We start from the raw sequence: 17,701 nt of genomic DNA, 5'->3' as shown, positions 1-17,701 counted from the left end.
GGGTGGCGGCGCTGAGGCTCGATCCCTTCTATCTCATCGTTGACGACGCTGATTGGCTTTCCCGACTGCTGCCTCAGGGCGTTAAGCTCGTGCAGCTGCGGGTGAAGGATCGCCCCGAGAATGACGTGCGGGCGCAGATCGCGACCGCGCGGGAGATGTGCGCGCGACAGGGCGCGCAGCTCGTCGTCAACGACTATTGGCGCCTCGCGATCGATGCAGGCTGCGACTTCGTCCATCTCGGCCAGGGCGATCTCGACGCGGCGGACATCCCGGCGCTGCGCCGCGCCGGCGTCAGGATCGGCGTTTCGACCCATGACCAAACCGAACTCGACCGGGCGCTGTCGCTCGAGGCGGACTATGTCGCGCTGGGGCCGATCTATCCCACGCTGCTGAAACAAATGGCCTTCGCGCCGCAGGGCCTCGCCCGGCTGGGCGCCTGGAAGGCGCAGATCGGCGAGACGCCGCTTGTCGCCATCGGCGGACTGACCCCCGAACGCGCCATCGCCGCGCTTGCCGCGGGCGCGGACAGCGCCTGCGTCGTCACCGACATTTTGCGCAACGCCGATCCGGAGGCGCGCGCGCGGGAATGGCTCTCTGCGACGCAGCCGTGGCGTGAGCGCGAGGGCTTCTTCGCGCCCGACTACGCCGATGCGCGCGTGTGCCCCTCCCCCAATCACGGCGCGCGTCTGCGGCCGATCTCGTCGCTGGTGCTTCACTACACCGGGATGCCGACGGCGGAATCGGCGCTCGCCATGCTCTGCAATGCGCGCTCCGAGGTCTCGGCGCATTATGTCGTGAACGAAGACGGAAGCATATTGCAGCTCGTGCCGGAGTCGCGGCGCGCCTGGCATGCCGGGGTAAGCTTCTGGGCAGGCGAGACCGACATGAACTCCTCTTCGATCGGAATCGAAATCGTTCATCCCGGCCACGACGACCCGAGACCCTATCCGACGGCTCAAATCGAGGCGACGGCGGCGCTCGCCAAGGACATTTGCCGGCGCCACGCGATACCTCCTGAGCGCGTGCTGGCGCATTCCGACATCGCGCCTGGGCGCAAGCGGGACCCCGGTGAGTTCTTTCCCTGGGAGGCGCTCGCACGCCATGGCGTCGGGCGGGTTGTCGAGCAAAACCCGGGTCTCGGCGCGACGACAGTCTCGCTCGGCGATGCGGGCGCCAAGGTCGCGTCGCTCCAGCGCGACCTTGCAGCTTACGGCTATGGCGTCGAGCAAACAGGCGTGTATGACGCGCAGACCGTTCTGGCGGTCGAAGCGTTCCAGCGTCACTTCCGCCCTGCGAACGTCGACGGCCGGGCCGACGGCGAAACGCGCGTGGCGCTCGCAAACCTCCTCGCGACATTGGGAGAACGCGTATGAGGGCCGTGGTCGTGACCGGCGCCTCGACCGGGATCGGCGCGGCCTGCGTCGTTTTATTGGTTGAGAACGGGTTTCTCGTCTTCGCCTCGGTCCGTAAGGACTCCGACGCCGCCGCGCTCACGGCTCGGCACGGCGAGTCCGTCATTCCGCTCCTCTTCGACGTGACCGACTCCGAATCCATCGCCGCCGCCGCGCGCGAGGTCGAGGCCCGCCTCGAAGGCGAAACGCTCGCGGGCCTCGTCAACAACGCCGGCGTCGCCGTTCCCGGCCCGCTGCTGCATCTGCCGATCGACGACTTTCGGCGCCAGATCGAGGTCAATCTGATCGGCCAGCTTCGAATCATCCAGGCGTTTGCGCCCCTGCTCGGCGCTGGCGCGCAGCGGCGCGGGGCGCCCGGCCGCATCGTCAATATGAGTTCGGTCGCCGGACGTTTCGCCGCGCCGTTTCTCGGCGCCTACGCCACCTCGAAATTCGGATTAGAGGGCATGTCGGACGCGCTGCGGCGCGAGCTGATGGTCCATGGCGTCGATGTCGTCCTGGTCGAGCCGGGGATGATCGCGACGCCGATCTGGGACAAGGCCGAAGAGACCGATCTCGCTCTGTTCGAGGGCACGGCCTATGCCGCGCCAGGCCGGAGGATGCTGAAGTGGCTTGTCGAGGCAGGCCGCCGCGCCCCGGGGCCCGAGGTCGTCGCGCGCGCCGTGCTGCGAGCGCTGACGGCGCCGCGCCCGCCCCTCCGCATTCCGGTGGTAAGAAATCGCTTTACTGATTACACGCTGCGCAGCCTATTGCCGGCGCGGTTCGTCGACCGGCTGACGGCGCGCCGGCTCGGCCTGCTGCCGAAATAGGCAACCGCCCGGGGACGGATCCTTCCGATCGTCCGCAACGATGTTGAGCTGAAAGAGGAGAGGCTATGTCCAACGCCAATGACTGTGGCGCGCCGCAAAAACATGGCGCGGTCTGCTGGAACGAGCTCAATGTCCGCGACGTCGAGCGCGCGAAGACGTTTTACAGCCAAACTCTCGGCTGGAGCTTCGAGGGCATCCCGATGGAGGGCTTCACATACTGGATCATCAGTTCGCAGGGCGCGCGGGTCGGCGGCATGTTCGAGATGAAAGGCCCGGAACTGGCGGGCGTTCCAGAACATTGGCTGACCTATATCGGCGTCGATGACGTGGACGCTCGCCTGGAGAAGGCCAAGGCCGCCGGCGCCATCATCTGCAAGGACGCCTTGGAGATCCCCGGTGTCGGCCGCATGGCGGTGCTGCAACAGCCAGGCGGAGCCTTCGTCGCCTGGATGACGCCGGCCCCCCAACCAAACGACTAATGGACACGGCGCCCGACGCTTGACCTTGCGGCCGTTACGGGCGACCTATCGGCGTCCGCAACGATGCCGAAACGACCGCCATGAACGAAGCCGCATCAGAGACCCGTCTGCCCGACCCGGTCGCCGCCGAACCGACGCCCCGCCGGCGCACATGCGCGGTGGCTATTGGCGCGGGCCCCGGCGCGGTGATCGTCGGCGGCGGCGCGCCGGTCGTCGTTCAGTCCATGACCAACACCGACACGGCGGATGTCGAGTCGACCGTAACGCAGGTTCTGGCGCTGGCGCAGCAGGGCTCGGAGCTGGTGCGCATCACCGTCGATCGCGACGAGGCGGCGGCGGCCGTGCCGCATATTTTCGAGAAGCTCGCGCAGAAGGGATGCCACGTCCCGCTCGTCGGCGATTTCCATTACATCGGCCACAAGCTGCTCGCCGATCATCCCGCCTGCGGCGAGGCGCTCGCCAAATACCGCATCAATCCGGGCAATGTCGGCTTCAAGGAAAAGAAGGACAAGCAGTTCGCCTCGATCGTCGAACTTGCCGCCAAGCACGGCAAGGCGGTGCGGATCGGCGCCAATTGGGGCTCGCTCGACCAGGAGCTGCTGACCTATCTGATGGACGTCAACGCCGCTTCCGACAGGCCCCTCGACGCGCGCGCCGTGACCCGCGAGGCGCTGGTCCGCTCGGCGCTGATGTCGGCGCGACGCGCCGAGGAAATCGGCCTGCCGAAAAACCGCATCGTCATCTCGGCCAAAGTCTCGGCGGTGCAGGACCTCATCGCCGTCTATCGCATGCTGGCGGCGCGCAGCGACTATGCGCTGCATCTCGGCCTCACCGAGGCCGGCATGGGCTCGAAAGGCGTCGTCGCGTCATCGGCCGCGCTCGGCGTGCTGCTGCAGGACGGCATCGGCGATACGATCCGCGTGTCGCTGACGCCCGAACCCGGCGGCGATCGCGCGCTCGAAGTGCGCGTCGCCCAGGAAATTCTGCAGACCATGGGCTTTCGCACCTTCGTGCCGCTCGTCGCGGCCTGCCCGGGGTGCGGGCGCACCACCTCGACCGTGTTTCAGGAACTCGCGCGCGACATCCAGGCGCATATCCGCGAGCGGATGGCGGCCTGGCGCGCGCAATATCCAGGCGTCGAGACGCTCAATGTCGCGGTGATGGGCTGCATCGTGAACGGTCCCGGCGAGTCGAAACACGCCGACATCGGCATTTCTCTGCCCGGCACGGGGGAGACTCCGTCCGCGCCCGTCTTCATCGACGGCAAGAAGGCGATGACGCTGCGCGGCGAGGGCATCGCCGAGGAATTCACCCGCATCGTCGACGATTACATCGTGCGCCGCTTTGGCGGCGGCGCGAAGGGCGAAGCGGCGGAGTAGGCTACGCCCCCACCCCAACCCTCCCCCGCTTCGCGGGAGAGGGAGCAGAGTCCGCCCTCATTAAAACGACGCGAATGCTGATCGTTTGCGTCCCCTCTCCCGTCCGAAGTCGGCTGTTGCCGACTTCGGCGTCGATGCGCAAACCGGGAACACCCGGTTTGCCAAGCGGGGTAGGGACAGGGAGGGGGCTACTTTTCTCCGGAACTAGCAATTCTGCAGCGCCGCCGCGGCCCTTCGCAGATCGCGCCAGGCGGCGGGCTTCAGCGGCGCGCTTTTGAGCATCGCTTCGAGACTGGAAAATACGAACGCGCGCGCGACATGCGCGCCGCAACGCGCTTCAAACGCCTTGCCGCGCAGCTTTCCCACCGGCTCGTTCGTCGTGAGCATGATCCGCGCCGGCGCTTCGCCAAAAATCAGCAAAACGTCCGGCCGCGCCAATTCGACCCGGCGGCGCGCGAATGGCGCGAAGATCGCCGCTTCATGCGGGGACAGCGCGCGATCGCCGGGCGGGCGCCAGGGCGAGACATAGGCGAGAGCAGCGCTGGAGCGATCAAAGCCGATCGCCGCCAGCATATTGTCGAGGAGTTTCGCCGAAAGTCCGCCGAACGCCTCGCCGCTTGTTTCTTCCGTCACGCCCGGCGCGGCGTCGCACGCCATGAGGCGCGCGCCGGGAGCGCCGGCGCCGAACAGAAAATGCTGCGCCATGTCGCGAAACGGCGCATGCGGAAAATCGGCGAGACGCGCGGCGAGTTCATCAAGATCGCGCGCGCTGGAGGCCTCCTGCTCCGCCGCGCGAATGGCTTCATCCGGCGCGGCGATCGGCGCCGCGGCGCGCCGCGGGCTTTCGGCGGCCTGTGGCTGTAACGGGATCGGCGGCGCTCCTGTGTCCAACGCCTGGGGAAGCTGCGCAACTGCCGCACGCGCGCTGTCCGCGTAGCGGTCGTGCGGCGCCTCGTCGAGCGCGAGATCGACGCCGCTTTGAACGTACCAGTCGAGCAAAGCCCTGACCGCGTTGGCATTTTCCGGAAGGTCGGCGCGCATGACATTGAGACTAAACGAAGCTGGCGCGAGATCAACCGAAGCGGTGTGGAGCCGCACATTTTGCGGCGGCGATTTGCGCAATCTATATTGCGCCAAATCAAAGCTTTCTCTTGATGAGACCGATCGGCCGATGCTCGAGACCGTCGCCATTGCCGAAGACGAACAGGACTTACGTGAGCTGCTCGCCGAATTCCTGTCGACGAACGGCTATCGCGTTCTCGCGGCGCCGAACGCCGCAGAATTCCGCGCCATGGTGGAATTCGAGGCGATCGATCTCGCCATTCTTGACATCAACATGCCGGGCGAAGACGGGCTGTCGCTTGCAAGATGGCTGAATGCGCGCGGCTCGACGGGCATCATCTTCGCAACAGCGGTCAATTCCGCGATCGACCGCATCGTTGGGCTCGAATCGGGCGCCGACGACTATGTCACTAAGCCGTATCACATGCGCGAAATGCTGGCGCGTATCCGTGGCCTGCTGCGGCGCAGAAAGATGGCGCGCGCCGCCCTCGCCGGCAAAAGGCTGGCGGCCATCGCGTCGATCGACGTCGTCGGCTACACGCGCTTGATTCATCACGACGAGCATAACGGCTTGGCGCTCATCGACCGGTTCTTTCGCGACGTCGTCACGCAATCGCTTCCTCGCCGCTCCGGAAGTTTATTCAAGATGCTCGGCGACGGCGCGCTGATCGATTTCGCCAGCGTGCACAACGCGATCGAATGGGCCGTAGAATGCCAGACGGAAACGCGCGCTTATGCGACGGCGCATGGGCACGCGCAAACGCTGCAGTTGCGCATTGGCGTGGCGGTTGGCGACGTGATCGTTCGAAACGGAGACCGCTTCGGCGAAGTCGTGGCGCTCGCCGCACGAATACAGGAAGCCGCGCCGGCCGGTTCGGTGATGATTTCGGATGTGGCGCACGCGATGACGCGCGGGAATATACGCAAGGACTTCGTGGCGCGACGGCACGCGCTCAAAAACATCGCCGAGCCGGCGCAGTTGTGGCTGCACGAGATCTCCAGCGCGGCGCTCACGGAGCGCGCATCCAATTGAGAGAGCGCCTCAAATGAACATCCAGCAAGGGGCGACGCAAGCGCCGGGGACCGGCGGCGCGCTGCTGCGGGCGTTGTTCGACGCTATGCCGGGCCGCGCCGCCTTTCTCGACGTGGAGCTACGCTATCGCTACGTCAATCGCGAGTTTCTCCTGGCGCTCGGAGCGACAGAGGATTGCGTCATCGGGAAGTTCGTCGACGACGTTTTGGGGGCCGAGGCGGCCAGTCTTTACAAAGCAGCGATGCAAAATCTTTCGGCGAACGCGCCGCAACGCCTGCGCCGTTTCGTTGACGACGCGGACGGCGCCCCCCGTTGGATCGAAGAGGAGCTCAGGCCGTTCACGCCGGGCGGGGTCATGCAGGGCGTCGTCTGCGTCGCGCGTCCGCTGGCCGACGCCGAGCAGCAGTGCGAAAGCGATCGGCTGGAACTGCTGGAATCGCACAGGACGCGGGAGGCGATTCATGCGGCGGTGGTCGACTCCGCTCTGGACTGTATCGTCGTCATCGACGCGCAGGGCCGCGTCGTCGAGTTCAATCCTGCGGCTTCGGCGACATTCGGCTATTCGCGCGAGCACGCGATCGGCAAGACCGTCGCCGAACTGATCGTCCCTGTGGAAATGCGCGATCATCACAACAGCGGGCTTGAGCGCTTCCGGGCGGGCGGGCCCTCCTCCGTTATCGGGCGGCGCGTCGAATTGGAGGCGATGCGCGCCGACGGTTCGCGCATTCCCGTCGAATTGGCGATCACAGCGGTTGGTTCGGGCCCAAACGCTCTCTTCACGGCGCATCTTCGCGACCTACGTCCGGCGCGAGAAGCGCAAGCGCAAATCGAAGGCCAAAGAGAAGCGCTCTACCAAAACGAAAAACTCGCAGCCCTTGGATCGCTCCTCGCCGGGGTGGCGCATGAACTCAACAATCCGCTCTCCATCGTCATCGGACAGGCGCTCATGCTGCGCGAGGCGGCTCAGTCGCATGCGAATTTCGACACGCATTTTGAGGAATTTGCGGAACGCGGCGCGAAAATCGAGACAGCCGCCAACCGCTGCGCGCGAATCGTCAAGGTTTTCCTGGCCATGGCCCGTCAGCGCGAGGCGGAACGCGGAAGGGTCGAGATTCCCGATCTCGTCGAGCGCGTGCTCGAACTGCTTTCGTATGGACTGCGGACAGCCGGCATCGAGGTGACCAAAGACGTGCCTGCGGACCTGCCGCCGCTCTTGGCTGACAGCGACCAGTTGCATCAGGTGCTGCTCAATCTTGTGGTGAACGCCAAGCAGGCGCTCGAAGCGCAGCCGGCGCCACGGCGGATTTCGATCGTCGCACGCGCCGATCAAGCGGCCAAGACGCTCGATCTCCACATTTCCGACAATGGGCCGGGCGTTCCCGACGCTATCCGCAGCCGCATTTTCGATCCTTTCTTCACGACGAAGCCGCAGGGGGTGGGAACCGGAATCGGACTTGCCGTTTCGCGCGGTCTCATCGAGTCGCACGCAGGTTCGCTCACTCTGGAGCCGCCGCAGCCGGGCGCGGGCGCTGTTTTCGCGATCAGGCTGCCGATCGAGGCCATGAGCATCGAAAGCGCCGCCGTTGACGGAAATGCGGCGACGGCGACGCAGCGGATCAAGCAGAGGCGTGCGCTGATCGTGGACGATGAAGTCGAAATCGCAGGCTTGCTCGGCGAAATTTTGCGACGGCTCGGCTTCGACTGCGAGATCGCGACGAGCGGCGACCATGCGAAAGAAGCGATCGGCGCGCGGCCAGCGGACCTCATTCTCTGCGACATCCGCATGCCCAACGGCGACGGCCCGGCTTTCTACGACTGGCTCAGCGTCGAACATCCGCAGATGACCAACCGTATCGCCTTCGTCACCGGCGACGTTTTGGGTCCCGGCGCAGATCGCTTCATCGCGCGTTCGGGCTGTCCGATCGTAGAGAAACCCTTTACGCCGGAGGACATCCGCCTCGTCGCTGATTTGTTGTGCGACGACGCGGCGGCGTGAATCGGGCTCGGGACGAAATTCAACAGCACCGAAACGCGCGCTCGCCGCCGGCGCCGAAACGCGCATTCTCGCGCGCCCGGAAAAATTCGTCGCGCGTCATGATCGGCGCGTCTTCGTGCCTCGCGCGGACATGCACGACATAGGCGTCGTAATCGCCCTGGCCGACCATGAGCTTCGCGCCGTCGCGCAGCTTGCGCGCGAGACGATTGAGATCAAGCCCGGGCAGGCTGCAGATCGTGCAATTCATCTTCGGTCTCCCGCGTTGTGACATGTTGCGCGGCGCGCGCGGCGCGAATGGCTCGGATCGCGAAGCCGAGCATCGCCAGAACCAGCGTGACGTAAATCGCGCAAAGCGTGGCGTCGACATAGTCGTTGAAGATGACGCGCTGCATCTCTGCGAGAGTCTTCGCCGGCGCCAGCAGCTGATCCTTATCGGCGGCCGCTGCGAATTTTCTCGCATGCGCCAGAAAGCCGATGCGCGGATCCTCATGGAAGATTTTCTCGAAGGCCGCCGTCAGCGTGCAGATATAGAGCCACGCCGCCGGCGCGATGGCGACGAAGGCGTAGCGCTCGCGCTTCATCCGATAGAGCACGACGACGCATAGCGTCAGCGCGATCGCCGCGAGCATCTGATTGGCGATGCCGAACAGCGGCCACAGCGTGTTGATTCCGCCGAGCGGATCGATCACCCCCTGATAGAGGAAATAGCCCCAGCCGCTCACGGCGATGGCGGTGGCGGCGAGGTTCGGCGCCCAGGCCCGCGTGTTGCCGAAGGCCGGAAAGAAGGCGCCGAAGAGATCCTGGATCATGAAGCGCGCGACGCGCGTGCCGGCGTCGATCGTGGTGAGGATGAAGAGCGCTTCGAAAAGAATCGCGAAATGATACCAGAAGGCTTTCGCAGCCGAGCCGCCGATGGCGGAAGAGAGGATATGCGCCATGCCGACGGCGAGCGTCGGCGCGCCGCCGGTGCGCGACAATATGGTCTTCTCGCCGACCTCGGCGGCGACGCCCGAAAGCGTCTCCGGCGTGACCGCGAAGCCCCATGAGGAGATCGCCGCCGCGGCGGAATCGGGCGTCGCGCCGATCAGCGCGGGGGCGCTGTTCATGGCGAAATAGACGCCGGCTCCAGCACGCTCGCGGCGATCAGCGCCATGACCGCGACAAAGGACTCCATCAGCATGGCGCCGTAGCCAATGAAGCGGGTCTGCGTCTCGTCGGCGATCATCTTCGGCGTCGTGCCGGAGGACACAAGCGCATGAAAGCCCGACACCGCGCCGCAGGCGATGGTGATGAACAGGAACGGGAAGACGCTGCCGGCGAAGACCGGCCCGGTGCCGTCGATGAAGCGGCTGACCGCCGGCATCTGCAGGTCCGGCCAGACGATGAAAATGCCGATCGCGAGCGACAGGATCGTGCCGACCTTCAGGAAGGTCGACAGATAGTCGCGCGGCGCGAGCAACAGCCAGACCGGCAAAACTGACGCGACGAAGCCATAGCCGATGAGCATGAAGGCAAGGGTCTCGGCCTTGAAGGAGAAGAGCGGCGCAAGCAGAGCGCTCTCCGACACGGTGCGGCCGAAGGCGATGCTCAAGAGCAGCAGAACGAAGCCGATCGCCGACATTTCGCCGATCCGTCCCGGGCGCAGATAGCGGCCGTAGACGCCCATGAAAATGGCGATCGGCAGCGTCGCGAAAACGGTGAAGGCGCCCCAGGGACTGTCCGCAAGCGCCTTGACGACGACGAGCGCCAGCACCGCCAGCAGAATGATCATGATCGTGAGAATGCCGATCATGGCGATGACGCCGGGCACGCGCCCCATCTCGGTCTTGATGAGATCGCCGAGCGAACGCCCGTCGCGGCGCGTGGAGATGAACAGGACGAGAAAATCCTGCACGGCGCCGGCGAAGATGACGCCGGTTAAGAGCCACAATGTTCCCGGCAGATAGCCCATTTGCGCCGCGAGCACCGGCCCCACCAGCGGTCCTGCGCCGGCGATGGCCGCGAAATGGTGGCCAAACAGCACCCATTTGTCGGTCGGCACATAATCGAGCCCGTCATTGCGGCGAAGCGCGGGCGTGCGGCGCCGCGCATCGAGCCCCAGCACACGCTCGGCGATGAAGCGCGAATAGAATCGATAGCCAATGGCGTAGGTTCCGATCGCCGCCGTGACGAGCCACATGGCGTTGACGTTCTCGCCGCGCGAGACCGCGAGCGTGTAAAGCGAGAACAGCACGAGGGCGAACACGAGCGCCCAGGGAAACAGCGCGATGGCGTTGCGAGGAGAGCGAGCGAGAATTGTCGACACGATTGCGAGATCTTCGGCTATCTGCCCTCTCCCCGCTGGCGGGGAGAGGGCAGGGTGAGGGGCGAGGCGTATTGCCCCGATGATGAGCAAGCATTGTTAGCAGAGATATTGCGATGCGTGGAATACGTCTGCACGAAACCTTTTTCGGCCGTAAGTTACGGAAGTCCCAGACATCCGCGGAACAACGCCTTTGGGCGAAGCTGAGAAGCCGACGTCTCGGCGGATATAAGTTTGTCCGACAACAGCCGATCGGACCTTATTTCGTGGACTTTCTGTGTCGAGAGCACGCGATGATCCTTGAGGTCGACGGCGCCACACATTCGACTGCGGAAGAGCTGGCGCACGACATGCGGCGAACCTGTTTTCTAAGCGACGCCGGATTTCAAGTTGTACGCGTATCGAACGACGACGTTTTCGCCAATATCGAAGGTGTCTGCGAAACTATTCTCGCGAAAATCCGGGACGACATCGCTGCGAAAAAGCCCTAGCCCCTCACCCCTGCCCTCTCCCCGCGCGCGGGGAGAGGGAGTTAACGGTCAAGGGATCGCGGCGGCCGGCAAAATATTTGTCCAGAGCCTTGCCGAAATGCGGCTCTTGCGGCGCCGCCGCCGCAAACAACGTCACCGACGAATGAAACTTCAAATTATCGGGAGAGCCGAATATCTCATGCGCGCTGCGTCCCTCGATTTTGTTGACGAGTCTAACGCATTCTTTGAGCCGCGCGCCCAATAGAGGATGCGCGACATAGGCCGCCGCCTCGGCGAGAGAATGAATGGCGTAGCGCTGCGCCATGGCGCTCGCGCCGAGGCCTTCGATCTGCGGAAAAACGAACCACATCCAATGACTGCGCTTGCGGCCGGCGGCGAGTTCCGCTCGAACTTTTTCGTAAACAGGCTTCTGCGCCGCGACGAAGCGGGCGAGATCGTAAGGATCGTCCGAGGCGCCGGTCATGACCAAATCCGTTGATCAACTCGGCTGGTCATTCCCGACGCGCGCAACGCGCGCGATCGGGATCCAGAGCAAGACCAACATTCTTGAATTGGCTCTGGATTCCCGGTCGAACCTCCGGTCCGCCGGGAATGACAGGCCAATCGATTCGATATTACTCCGCCGCTTCCGCGGCGACGGGCGCGTAGTTCAAGATCGGCGCGAGCCAGCGTTCGACCTCGCGCGCCTCCATGCCCTTGCGACGGGCGTAATCTTCGACCTGATCGCGCTCGATCTTGGCGACGCCGAAATAATGTGCGCTCGGATGCGCCAGATAAAGCCCGCTGACCGAAGCGGCCGGGGTCATGGCGTAACTTTCGGTCAGCTTCACGCCGGTGCGCCTTTCGACGTTGAGCAGCTCGAAGATCGTCGCTTTTTCGGTGTGATCGGGCTGCGCCGGATAGCCGGGCGCCGGACGAATGCCGGCGTAGGGCTCGGTCGTCAGCGCTTCGGGCGCGAAATTCTCTTCACGCGCATAGCCCCAAAATTCTTTGCGAACGCGCTCATGCATGCGCTCGGCGAAAGCTTCCGCGATGCGGTCGGCAAGCGCCTTGACCATGATCGAGCCATAGTCGTCATTGGCGCGGGCGTACCGCGCGGCGATCTTTTCTTCTTCCGCGCCGGCGGTCACGACGAAGGCGCCGACATAATCCGCCGTGCCGCTGTCCTCGGGCGCGACGAAGTCGGCGAGCGCGAGATTGGCCTTGCCGTCGCGCTTGGCCAATTGCTGGCGCAGCGTATGCAGCGTTGCGATCCGCTCATTGCGCGATTCGCCGTTGTAGAGCGCGATGTCGTCGCCGATGGAATTCGCCGGCCAAAAGCCGATAACGGCTTTCGGCGTAAACCAGCGCTCCTCGACAATCCGCTTCAGCATGGCGCGGGCGTCGTCGTACAGCGTGCGCGCCGCCTCGCCGCGCTCAGGATCGTCGAGCAGCGACGGATAGCGCCCCTTGAATTCCCAGGTCTGGAAGAACGGCGTCCAGTCGATGTAGGGGACGAGTTCGCCGACGTCGTAGGTGGCGAAGGCGCGCGCGCCGCTGAAGGAGGGCTTCGGCGGCTCATAGGCGGCCCAGTCGATTTTATAAGCGTTGGCGCGCGCCTGCGTGAGCGGCACCCGCAGCTTGTCAGCCTGCGCGCGGGCATGCGCCTCGGCGAGGCGCTCATATTCGGCGCGGGTCTGCGCCACATAATCGGGGCGCGTCTTGTCGGAGACGAGCGCCTGCGCGACGCCAACGGCGCGGCTCGCGTCGGTGACATAGACCGCCTGGCCGCGTCGATAATTGGGACTGATCTTCACCGCCGTATGCACGCGGCTCGTCGTCGCGCCGCCGATGAGGAGCGGCGTGTCGAGACCTTCGCGCTCGAGCTCAGAGGCGACGAAGCACATTTCGTCGAGCGACGGCGTGATGAGGCCGGAAAGACCAATGAGATCGACCTTTTCCTTCTTGGCGACTTCGAGAATTTTTGCGCAGGGCGTCATGACGCCAAGGTCGATCACCTCGAAATTGTTGCAGCCGAGCACAACGCCGACAATATTCTTGCCGATGTCGTGAACGTCGCCCTTCACCGTCGCCAGCAGGATTTTGCCGGCAGTGGAGCGTTCGCTCTTGTCGGCCTCCATGAAGGGCATGAGATAGGCCACCGCCTGTTTCATCACGCGCGCCGATTTGACGACCTGCGGCAGGAACATTTTGCCCGAGCCGAAGAGATCGCCGACGACATTCATGCCGGTCATCAGCGGGCCTTCGATCACGTCAAGCGGGCGCGTGGAGCGCTGACGCGCCTCTTCCACATCCGCTTCGACGTAATCGGTGACGCCATTGACCAGCGCATATTCGAGACGCTTCTCGACGGTGTTGTCGCGCCAGGCGGCGTCCTTTTCCTGGGTTTTGCCGGCCGCGCCCTTGAATTTTTCAGCAAGTTCGACGAGGCGCTCGGTGGAATCCTTGCGGCGGTTCAAGACCACGTCTTCGCAAAGCTCGCGCAGCTCGGGATCAATCTCGCCATAGACCGCGAGCTGGCCGGCGTTGACGATGCCCATATCCATCCCCGCCTGAATGGCGTGATAGAGGAACACCGAATGCATCGCCTCGCGCACGGGCTCATTGCCGCGGAACGAGAAGGACAGGTTCGACACGCCGCCTGACACATGCACATGCGGCAGATCGCGCTTGATGACGCGCGTGGCTTCGATGAAATCGACGCCGTAATTCTCATGCTCCTCGATGCCGGTCGCGACCGCGAAAATATTGGGATCGAAGATGATGTCCTGGGGCGGAAAACCGACGATCTCGGTCAAGATTTTATAGGCCCGCGTGCAAATCTCGGTCTTGCGCGCGAATGTGTCGGCCTGGCCCTTTTCGTCAAAGGCCATGACGACGACGGCGGCGCCATAGCGGCGCACCTTTTGCGCGTCGGCGATGAATTTCTCTTCGCCTTCCTTCATCGAGATCGAATTGACGACCCCCTTACCCTGCAGACACTTCAAGCCGGCTTCAATCACCGCGAATTTGGAGGAATCAACCATCACCGGCACGCGGGCGATGTCGGGCTCGGCGGCGACGAGGTTGAGGAATTCCACCATGGCGCGTTCGGAATCGAGCAGGCCTTCATCCATATTGACGTCGATGACCTGCGCGCCGTTCGCCACCTGATCCCGCGCGACGTCGAGCGCCGCGGCATAGTCGCCATTGGTGATGAGCTTGCGGAACTTCGCCGACCCCGTGACATTGGTGCGCTCGCCGACATTGACGAAGGGAATGTCCTTGGTCAGCGTGAAGGGCTCCAATCCGGAAAGACGCAGCATCGGCTCGATCGTCGGGATCGCGCGTGGGGCGACGCCTTTCACGGCGCCGGCGATCGCGGCGATATGGTCCGGCGTCGTGCCGCAGCAGCCGCCGAGCACATTGACGAGACCGGCGGTCGCGAATTCGCCGACGAGTTCGGCCATATATTCTGGGCTTTCGTCATAGAGCCCGAATTCATTGGGGAGGCCGGCGTTGGGGAAGGCGCAGACGCGCGTATCGGCGATGCGGCCGATCTCGGCGATATGCTGACGCATTTCGCGGGCGCCGAGCGCGCAGTTGAAGCCGATCGAAAACGGATTGGCGTGGGCGAGTGAATTCCAGAAGGCGACCGCCGTCTGACCTGACAGCGTCCTGCCCGAGAGGTCGGTGATGGTGCCGGAGATCATGATCGGAAAACGGGTTCCGACCTCATCGAACGCGTCCTCGAGCGCATAGAGCGCCGCCTTGGCGTTGAGCGTATCGAAGACGGTTTCGACGAGCAGAATGTCGGCGCCGCCTCCAAGGAGGCCGAGCGCCGCTTCCTTATAGGCGGCGCGCAGCTCGTCGAAGGTGACGGCGCGAAAGCCCGGGTTCGACACGTCGGGCGAGATCGACGCGGTGCGATTGGTCGGGCCAAGCGAACCGGCGACGAAACGGCGCACGCCGGTCTTCGTCGCGACTTCGTCGGCCGCAGCGCGCGCCAGCCGGGCGCCCGCGCAATTGAGTTCGAAAGCGAGATGCTCAAGCCCGTAGTCGGCCTGAGCGATGGTCGTCGACGAAAACGTGTTGGTCTCGATGATGTCGGCGCCGGCCTCGAGATAGGCGACATGGATCGCCTTGATCGCGTCGGGCTGCGTCAGCGTCAGCAGATCATTGTTGCCGCGCAGATCCTTGGCGTGATCTGTGAAGCGCGCGCCGCGGAAATCGGCTTCCTCAAACTTATGGCGCTGGATCATCGTGCCCATCGCGCCATCGAGAATGAGGATCCGGCGCGACGCCGCCTCGTCCAGAGCCTTCAAAATATTCGGGCCGTGAGATGTCTCGAAGGTCATGCAAGAGCCTTTTCGCGAAGAGGACGAACGCCGAGCAGGTGGCAAATGGCGAAGACGAGGTCGGCGCGATTATTTGTATAGAAGTGGAATTCATTGACGCCGGCGCGCGCCAGGCTCATCACCTGCTCCACGGCGGTCGTCGCGGCGATGAGCGCGCGCGTCTCCGGGTCTTCGTCCAGTCCGTCGAAGCGCTCGGCGAGCCAGCGCGGCACGCTCGCTCCGGCCTTTTGCGCAAAACCCGCGACCTGTTTGAAATTTCGGATCGGCATGATGCCCGGCACGATTGGAATCGTGATCCCCCGCCCGCGCGCCTTATCGAGAAATTTGAAGTAGACGTCATTGTCGAAGAAGAACTGCGTAATGGCGCGCGTCGCGCCGGCGTCGACCTTCGCCTGAAGCGCGTCGAGATCCTGTTCGATCGAGGCGCTTTCCGGATGGCCTTCGGGATAAGTCGAGACCGAAATCTCAAAATCGCCAATCCGACGAATGCCGCTCACGAGATCGGTCGAATGGGCGTAGCCCTTCGGATGCGCCTCAAATTTCGAGCCGACGCCGGTCGGCGGATCGCCGCGCAGCGCCACGATATGGCGAACGCCCGCGTCCCAATAATCGCGCAGGATTGCGTCGATGTCTTCGCGCGCGGCGGAAACGCAGGTGAGATGCGCGGCCGGCTTCATATCGGTCTCGCGCACGATGCGCGCGACGATCGAATGGGTGCGCTCGCGGGTGGTGCCGCCGGCGCCATAGGTGACGGAGACGAAATGCGGTTTGAGCGCCGCCAGCCGATTGATGGTTTGCCAGAGTTGCGTCTCCATCTCCGGCGTTTTGGGCGGGAAGAATTCATAGGAGATCGCAAATTGGTTGGGCGAGGCCGTGGGATGAAGAGCGTTAAACATCAGGCTGTCTCATAAGATGCAGTGGGAATGGGATCGGCGATGACGCGCGGATCGCGCGCCAGCCACAAGGACACGGTGAGCTTAGCCCCCTCGTTCGCGTCGGGCGCCAATTCGCGGCGCTGAACGACGTCAAGCCCCGCCTGCGCCAGCAGCCCGGTGATTTCGGCGTCGGAAAAGCCAAGACGGCGGTGTGCGTGCTTGTCGCGCAGCGCCTCTTCCTGATGCGGCGCAAAGTCGACGACGAGCAGACGGCCGCCGGGGGCGAGCACCCGCGCCGCCTCGCGCAAGGCGCGGCCCGGATCGTCGAGAAAATGCAGAACCTGATGCATGATCGCGAGGTCGATAGAATTGCGCTCGATCGGCAGCGCATAGATGTCGCCCTGTCGCAGCTGCACATTGTCGAAGCCGGTCTCTTCGAGACGGCCGCGCGCGACGCCGAGCATGGCGGAAGAAAGATCGACGCCGACGGCGCGTTCCGCCTGGGGCGCGAACAGCTCCAGCATCCGGCCGGCGCCGGCCCCAAGATCGAGCAGGTTGCGCACCGGTCTGTCGCCGACGACCTGGCGCATCGCCTCTTCGACGCGCTCCTCGGAAACGTGCAGCGCGCGAATGCGATCCCACTCCTCGGCATGCGCGGCGAAATAGCGGGCGGCGTTCTCGGCGCGCGCGTGACGCACCTGGGCGAGTCTCGCGCGATCGCCGGCGAGAAGGGCGTCGTCAGCCTCGAGCCAGCCGACGATGGCGCGCGCGAGGGCGCCGGCCGGCCCCGCCGGCGACAGCCGGAAGAACGCCCAGGCTCCTTCGCGGCGGCGTTCGATGAGGCCCGCCTCGACAAGGAGCTTCAGATGGCGCGAGACGCGCGGCTGAGACTGGCCCAGGATCGCCACGACCTCGCTGACTGTCAGTTCCGACTGGGCGAGCAACGCCAGAAGACGCAGGCGCGTCTCCTCTCCGGCGGCGTTCAGCGCCGCCAGCGTCGGGTCGAGGGCCAATTTGGCGACGGACTTCATGAGCGCTCCGTTAGACATAAAGATATCTATATACGTCAAATTGACTGGGTGCAACCATGGTCGCCGTTTTTTGACGGCGGAATGCTCTTGACCGAATCCCGAACCGGGTTCATCTTTTCGTTACATCGCACCTGTCGATCCGACAGCATGGTCGGCAGGTTCGCTCGGGCGGGACCTCGATGCGAATGCGATCCAGGATAGGCTCAGACACCCCCTGTTGATGAGCCGAACCGAGCAACAATGTTGCGAGAGGAGCATGACGCCACCGGGTCAGACCATTTGACCGGCGTTTGGTTCCGGTCACTGGGCGGTCAGGAGCAGCTGCCTGATCCGTCCATCCTCCAAGACAATCGACGACTTTCCGGGCGGCCGAAGGCAAAGGCCAAGCATCGGGCGCCCGTTCACAGACTGGACAATCCAGACTAGCTTCCGAGAGAAGCAAATGGCCCCGTGAGCTCTACGCCACGGGGCCTGTTTTGTTTTAGCCGTCATGAA

Annotated in this window: 13 protein-coding genes and 1 pseudogene; 7 read left to right on the top strand and 7 right to left on the bottom strand. The window is 64.3% G+C overall.

The genetic code is table 11. The features are described 5' to 3' along the window. Positions 1 to 2: 2 nt before the first annotated feature. From IYX23_RS17250 to ispG, 4 genes are all read left to right on the top strand, one after another. The gene (locus tag IYX23_RS17250; RefSeq protein WP_348643682.1) at positions 3 to 1,373 is read left to right on the top strand and encodes a thiamine phosphate synthase; all 1,371 of its coding nucleotides are present in this window, start codon (positions 3 to 5) and stop codon (positions 1,371 to 1,373) included. Further along, positions 1,370 to 2,221: an SDR family NAD(P)-dependent oxidoreductase gene (locus IYX23_RS17245; protein WP_196394198.1), complete on the top strand. Its 852-nt coding sequence runs from the start codon at positions 1,370 to 1,372 to the stop codon at positions 2,219 to 2,221. Before IYX23_RS17250 ends, IYX23_RS17245 begins: the two co-directional genes overlap by 4 nt. Before the next feature lie 65 nt (positions 2,222 to 2,286). Further along, the gene (locus IYX23_RS17240; RefSeq protein WP_196394197.1) at positions 2,287 to 2,700 is read left to right on the top strand and encodes a VOC family protein; all 414 of its coding nucleotides are present in this window, start codon (positions 2,287 to 2,289) and stop codon (positions 2,698 to 2,700) included. Positions 2,701 to 2,780: 80 nt separating this feature from the next. Further along, positions 2,781 to 4,079, top strand: a complete 1,299-nt coding sequence (ispG, locus tag IYX23_RS17235) for a flavodoxin-dependent (E)-4-hydroxy-3-methylbut-2-enyl-diphosphate synthase (protein ID WP_196394196.1) — start codon at positions 2,781 to 2,783, stop codon at positions 4,077 to 4,079. Positions 4,080 to 4,283: 204 nt separating this feature from the next. Here the strand turns inward: ispG and IYX23_RS17230 are convergent, their stop codons facing one another. Beyond that, positions 4,284 to 5,201: a uracil-DNA glycosylase gene (locus tag IYX23_RS17230; RefSeq protein WP_246716915.1), complete on the bottom strand. Its 918-nt coding sequence runs from the start codon at positions 5,199 to 5,201 to the stop codon at positions 4,284 to 4,286. Positions 5,202 to 5,250: 49 nt separating this feature from the next. Between IYX23_RS17230 and IYX23_RS17225 the strand changes: the two genes are divergently transcribed. Both IYX23_RS17225 and IYX23_RS17220 read left to right on the top strand, forming a co-directional pair. Further along, on the top strand, positions 5,251 to 6,174 hold the full coding sequence (locus IYX23_RS17225) for a response regulator (protein WP_196394195.1): 924 nt from the start codon (positions 5,251 to 5,253) through the stop codon (positions 6,172 to 6,174). Between the two features lie 13 nt (positions 6,175 to 6,187). Beyond that, entirely contained in the window at positions 6,188 to 8,170 is a 1,983-nt protein-coding gene (locus tag IYX23_RS17220) for a PAS domain S-box protein (RefSeq protein ID WP_196394194.1), read from the top strand. A gap of 19 nt (positions 8,171 to 8,189) precedes the next feature. Here the strand turns inward: IYX23_RS17220 and IYX23_RS17215 are convergent, their stop codons facing one another. Next, positions 8,190 to 8,417 (bottom strand): YbdD/YjiX family protein, encoded by a 228-nt coding sequence (locus tag IYX23_RS17215; RefSeq protein ID WP_196398861.1) that lies wholly within the window; start codon positions 8,415 to 8,417, stop codon positions 8,190 to 8,192. After that, positions 8,383 to 10,439: pseudogene (locus IYX23_RS17210) on the bottom strand (carbon starvation CstA family protein). The gene IYX23_RS17215 and the pseudogene IYX23_RS17210 overlap by 35 nt, the downstream one beginning before the upstream one ends. A gap of 149 nt (positions 10,440 to 10,588) precedes the next feature. On the opposite strand from IYX23_RS17210, the gene IYX23_RS17205 reads away from it, so the two are divergent. Next, positions 10,589 to 10,963 carry a DUF559 domain-containing protein gene (locus IYX23_RS17205; protein WP_196394192.1) on the top strand — a complete coding sequence of 125 codons (375 nt, stop codon included), beginning with the start codon at positions 10,589 to 10,591 and terminating at the stop codon, positions 10,961 to 10,963. A 4-nt stretch (positions 10,964 to 10,967) separates the two neighbouring features. Here the strand turns inward: IYX23_RS17205 and IYX23_RS17200 are convergent, their stop codons facing one another. The 4 genes from IYX23_RS17200 to IYX23_RS17185 form a co-directional block, all read right to left on the bottom strand. Continuing rightward, positions 10,968 to 11,426, bottom strand: a complete 459-nt coding sequence (locus IYX23_RS17200; RefSeq protein WP_196394191.1) for a DUF1810 domain-containing protein — start codon at positions 11,424 to 11,426, stop codon at positions 10,968 to 10,970. A gap of 151 nt (positions 11,427 to 11,577) precedes the next feature. Beyond that, positions 11,578 to 15,300: a methionine synthase gene (metH, locus tag IYX23_RS17195; RefSeq protein ID WP_196394190.1), complete on the bottom strand. Its 3,723-nt coding sequence runs from the start codon at positions 15,298 to 15,300 to the stop codon at positions 11,578 to 11,580. Beyond that, on the bottom strand, positions 15,297 to 16,196 hold the full coding sequence (gene metF / locus IYX23_RS17190; RefSeq protein WP_196394189.1) for a methylenetetrahydrofolate reductase [NAD(P)H]: 900 nt from the start codon (positions 16,194 to 16,196) through the stop codon (positions 15,297 to 15,299). The genes metH and metF overlap by 4 nt, the downstream gene beginning before the upstream one ends. Next, positions 16,196 to 17,206 (bottom strand): metalloregulator ArsR/SmtB family transcription factor, encoded by a 1,011-nt coding sequence (locus IYX23_RS17185; RefSeq protein ID WP_196394188.1) that lies wholly within the window; start codon positions 17,204 to 17,206, stop codon positions 16,196 to 16,198. The genes metF and IYX23_RS17185 overlap by 1 nt, the downstream gene beginning before the upstream one ends. Between the last annotated feature and the right edge of the window lie 495 nt (positions 17,207 to 17,701).

The sequence above is a fragment of the Methylocystis sp. L43 genome, assembly GCF_015709525.1.
Classification (GTDB): domain Bacteria; phylum Pseudomonadota; class Alphaproteobacteria; order Rhizobiales; family Beijerinckiaceae; genus Methylocystis.
The sequence above is the reverse complement of the archived record's forward strand: the minus strand, read 5'-3'. Positions and strand labels throughout refer to the sequence as shown.

Bases quoted from the DNA above. Each gene is read 5' to 3' on its own strand.
- IYX23_RS17220 (WP_196394194.1), top strand. From the start codon at position 6,188: ATGAACATCCAGCAAGGGGCGACGCAAGCGCCGGGGACCGGCGGCGCG.
- ispG (WP_196394196.1), top strand. From the start codon at position 2,781: ATGAACGAAGCCGCATCAGAGACCCGTCTGCCCGACCCGGTCGCCGCC.
- IYX23_RS17225 (WP_196394195.1), top strand. From the start codon at position 5,251: ATGCTCGAGACCGTCGCCATTGCCGAAGACGAACAGGACTTACGTGAG.
- IYX23_RS17240 (WP_196394197.1), top strand. From the start codon at position 2,287: ATGTCCAACGCCAATGACTGTGGCGCGCCGCAAAAACATGGCGCGGTC.
- IYX23_RS17245 (WP_196394198.1), top strand. From the start codon at position 1,370: ATGAGGGCCGTGGTCGTGACCGGCGCCTCGACCGGGATCGGCGCGGCC.
- metH (WP_196394190.1), bottom strand. From the start codon at position 15,300: ATGACCTTCGAGACATCTCACGGCCCGAATATTTTGAAGGCTCTGGAC.
- IYX23_RS17185 (WP_196394188.1), bottom strand. From the start codon at position 17,206: ATGAAGTCCGTCGCCAAATTGGCCCTCGACCCGACGCTGGCGGCGCTG.
- IYX23_RS17200 (WP_196394191.1), bottom strand. From the start codon at position 11,426: ATGACCGGCGCCTCGGACGATCCTTACGATCTCGCCCGCTTCGTCGCG.
- IYX23_RS17205 (WP_196394192.1), top strand. From the start codon at position 10,589: ATGCGTGGAATACGTCTGCACGAAACCTTTTTCGGCCGTAAGTTACGG.
- metF (WP_196394189.1), bottom strand. From the start codon at position 16,196: ATGTTTAACGCTCTTCATCCCACGGCCTCGCCCAACCAATTTGCGATC.
- IYX23_RS17215 (WP_196398861.1), bottom strand. From the start codon at position 8,417: ATGAATTGCACGATCTGCAGCCTGCCCGGGCTTGATCTCAATCGTCTC.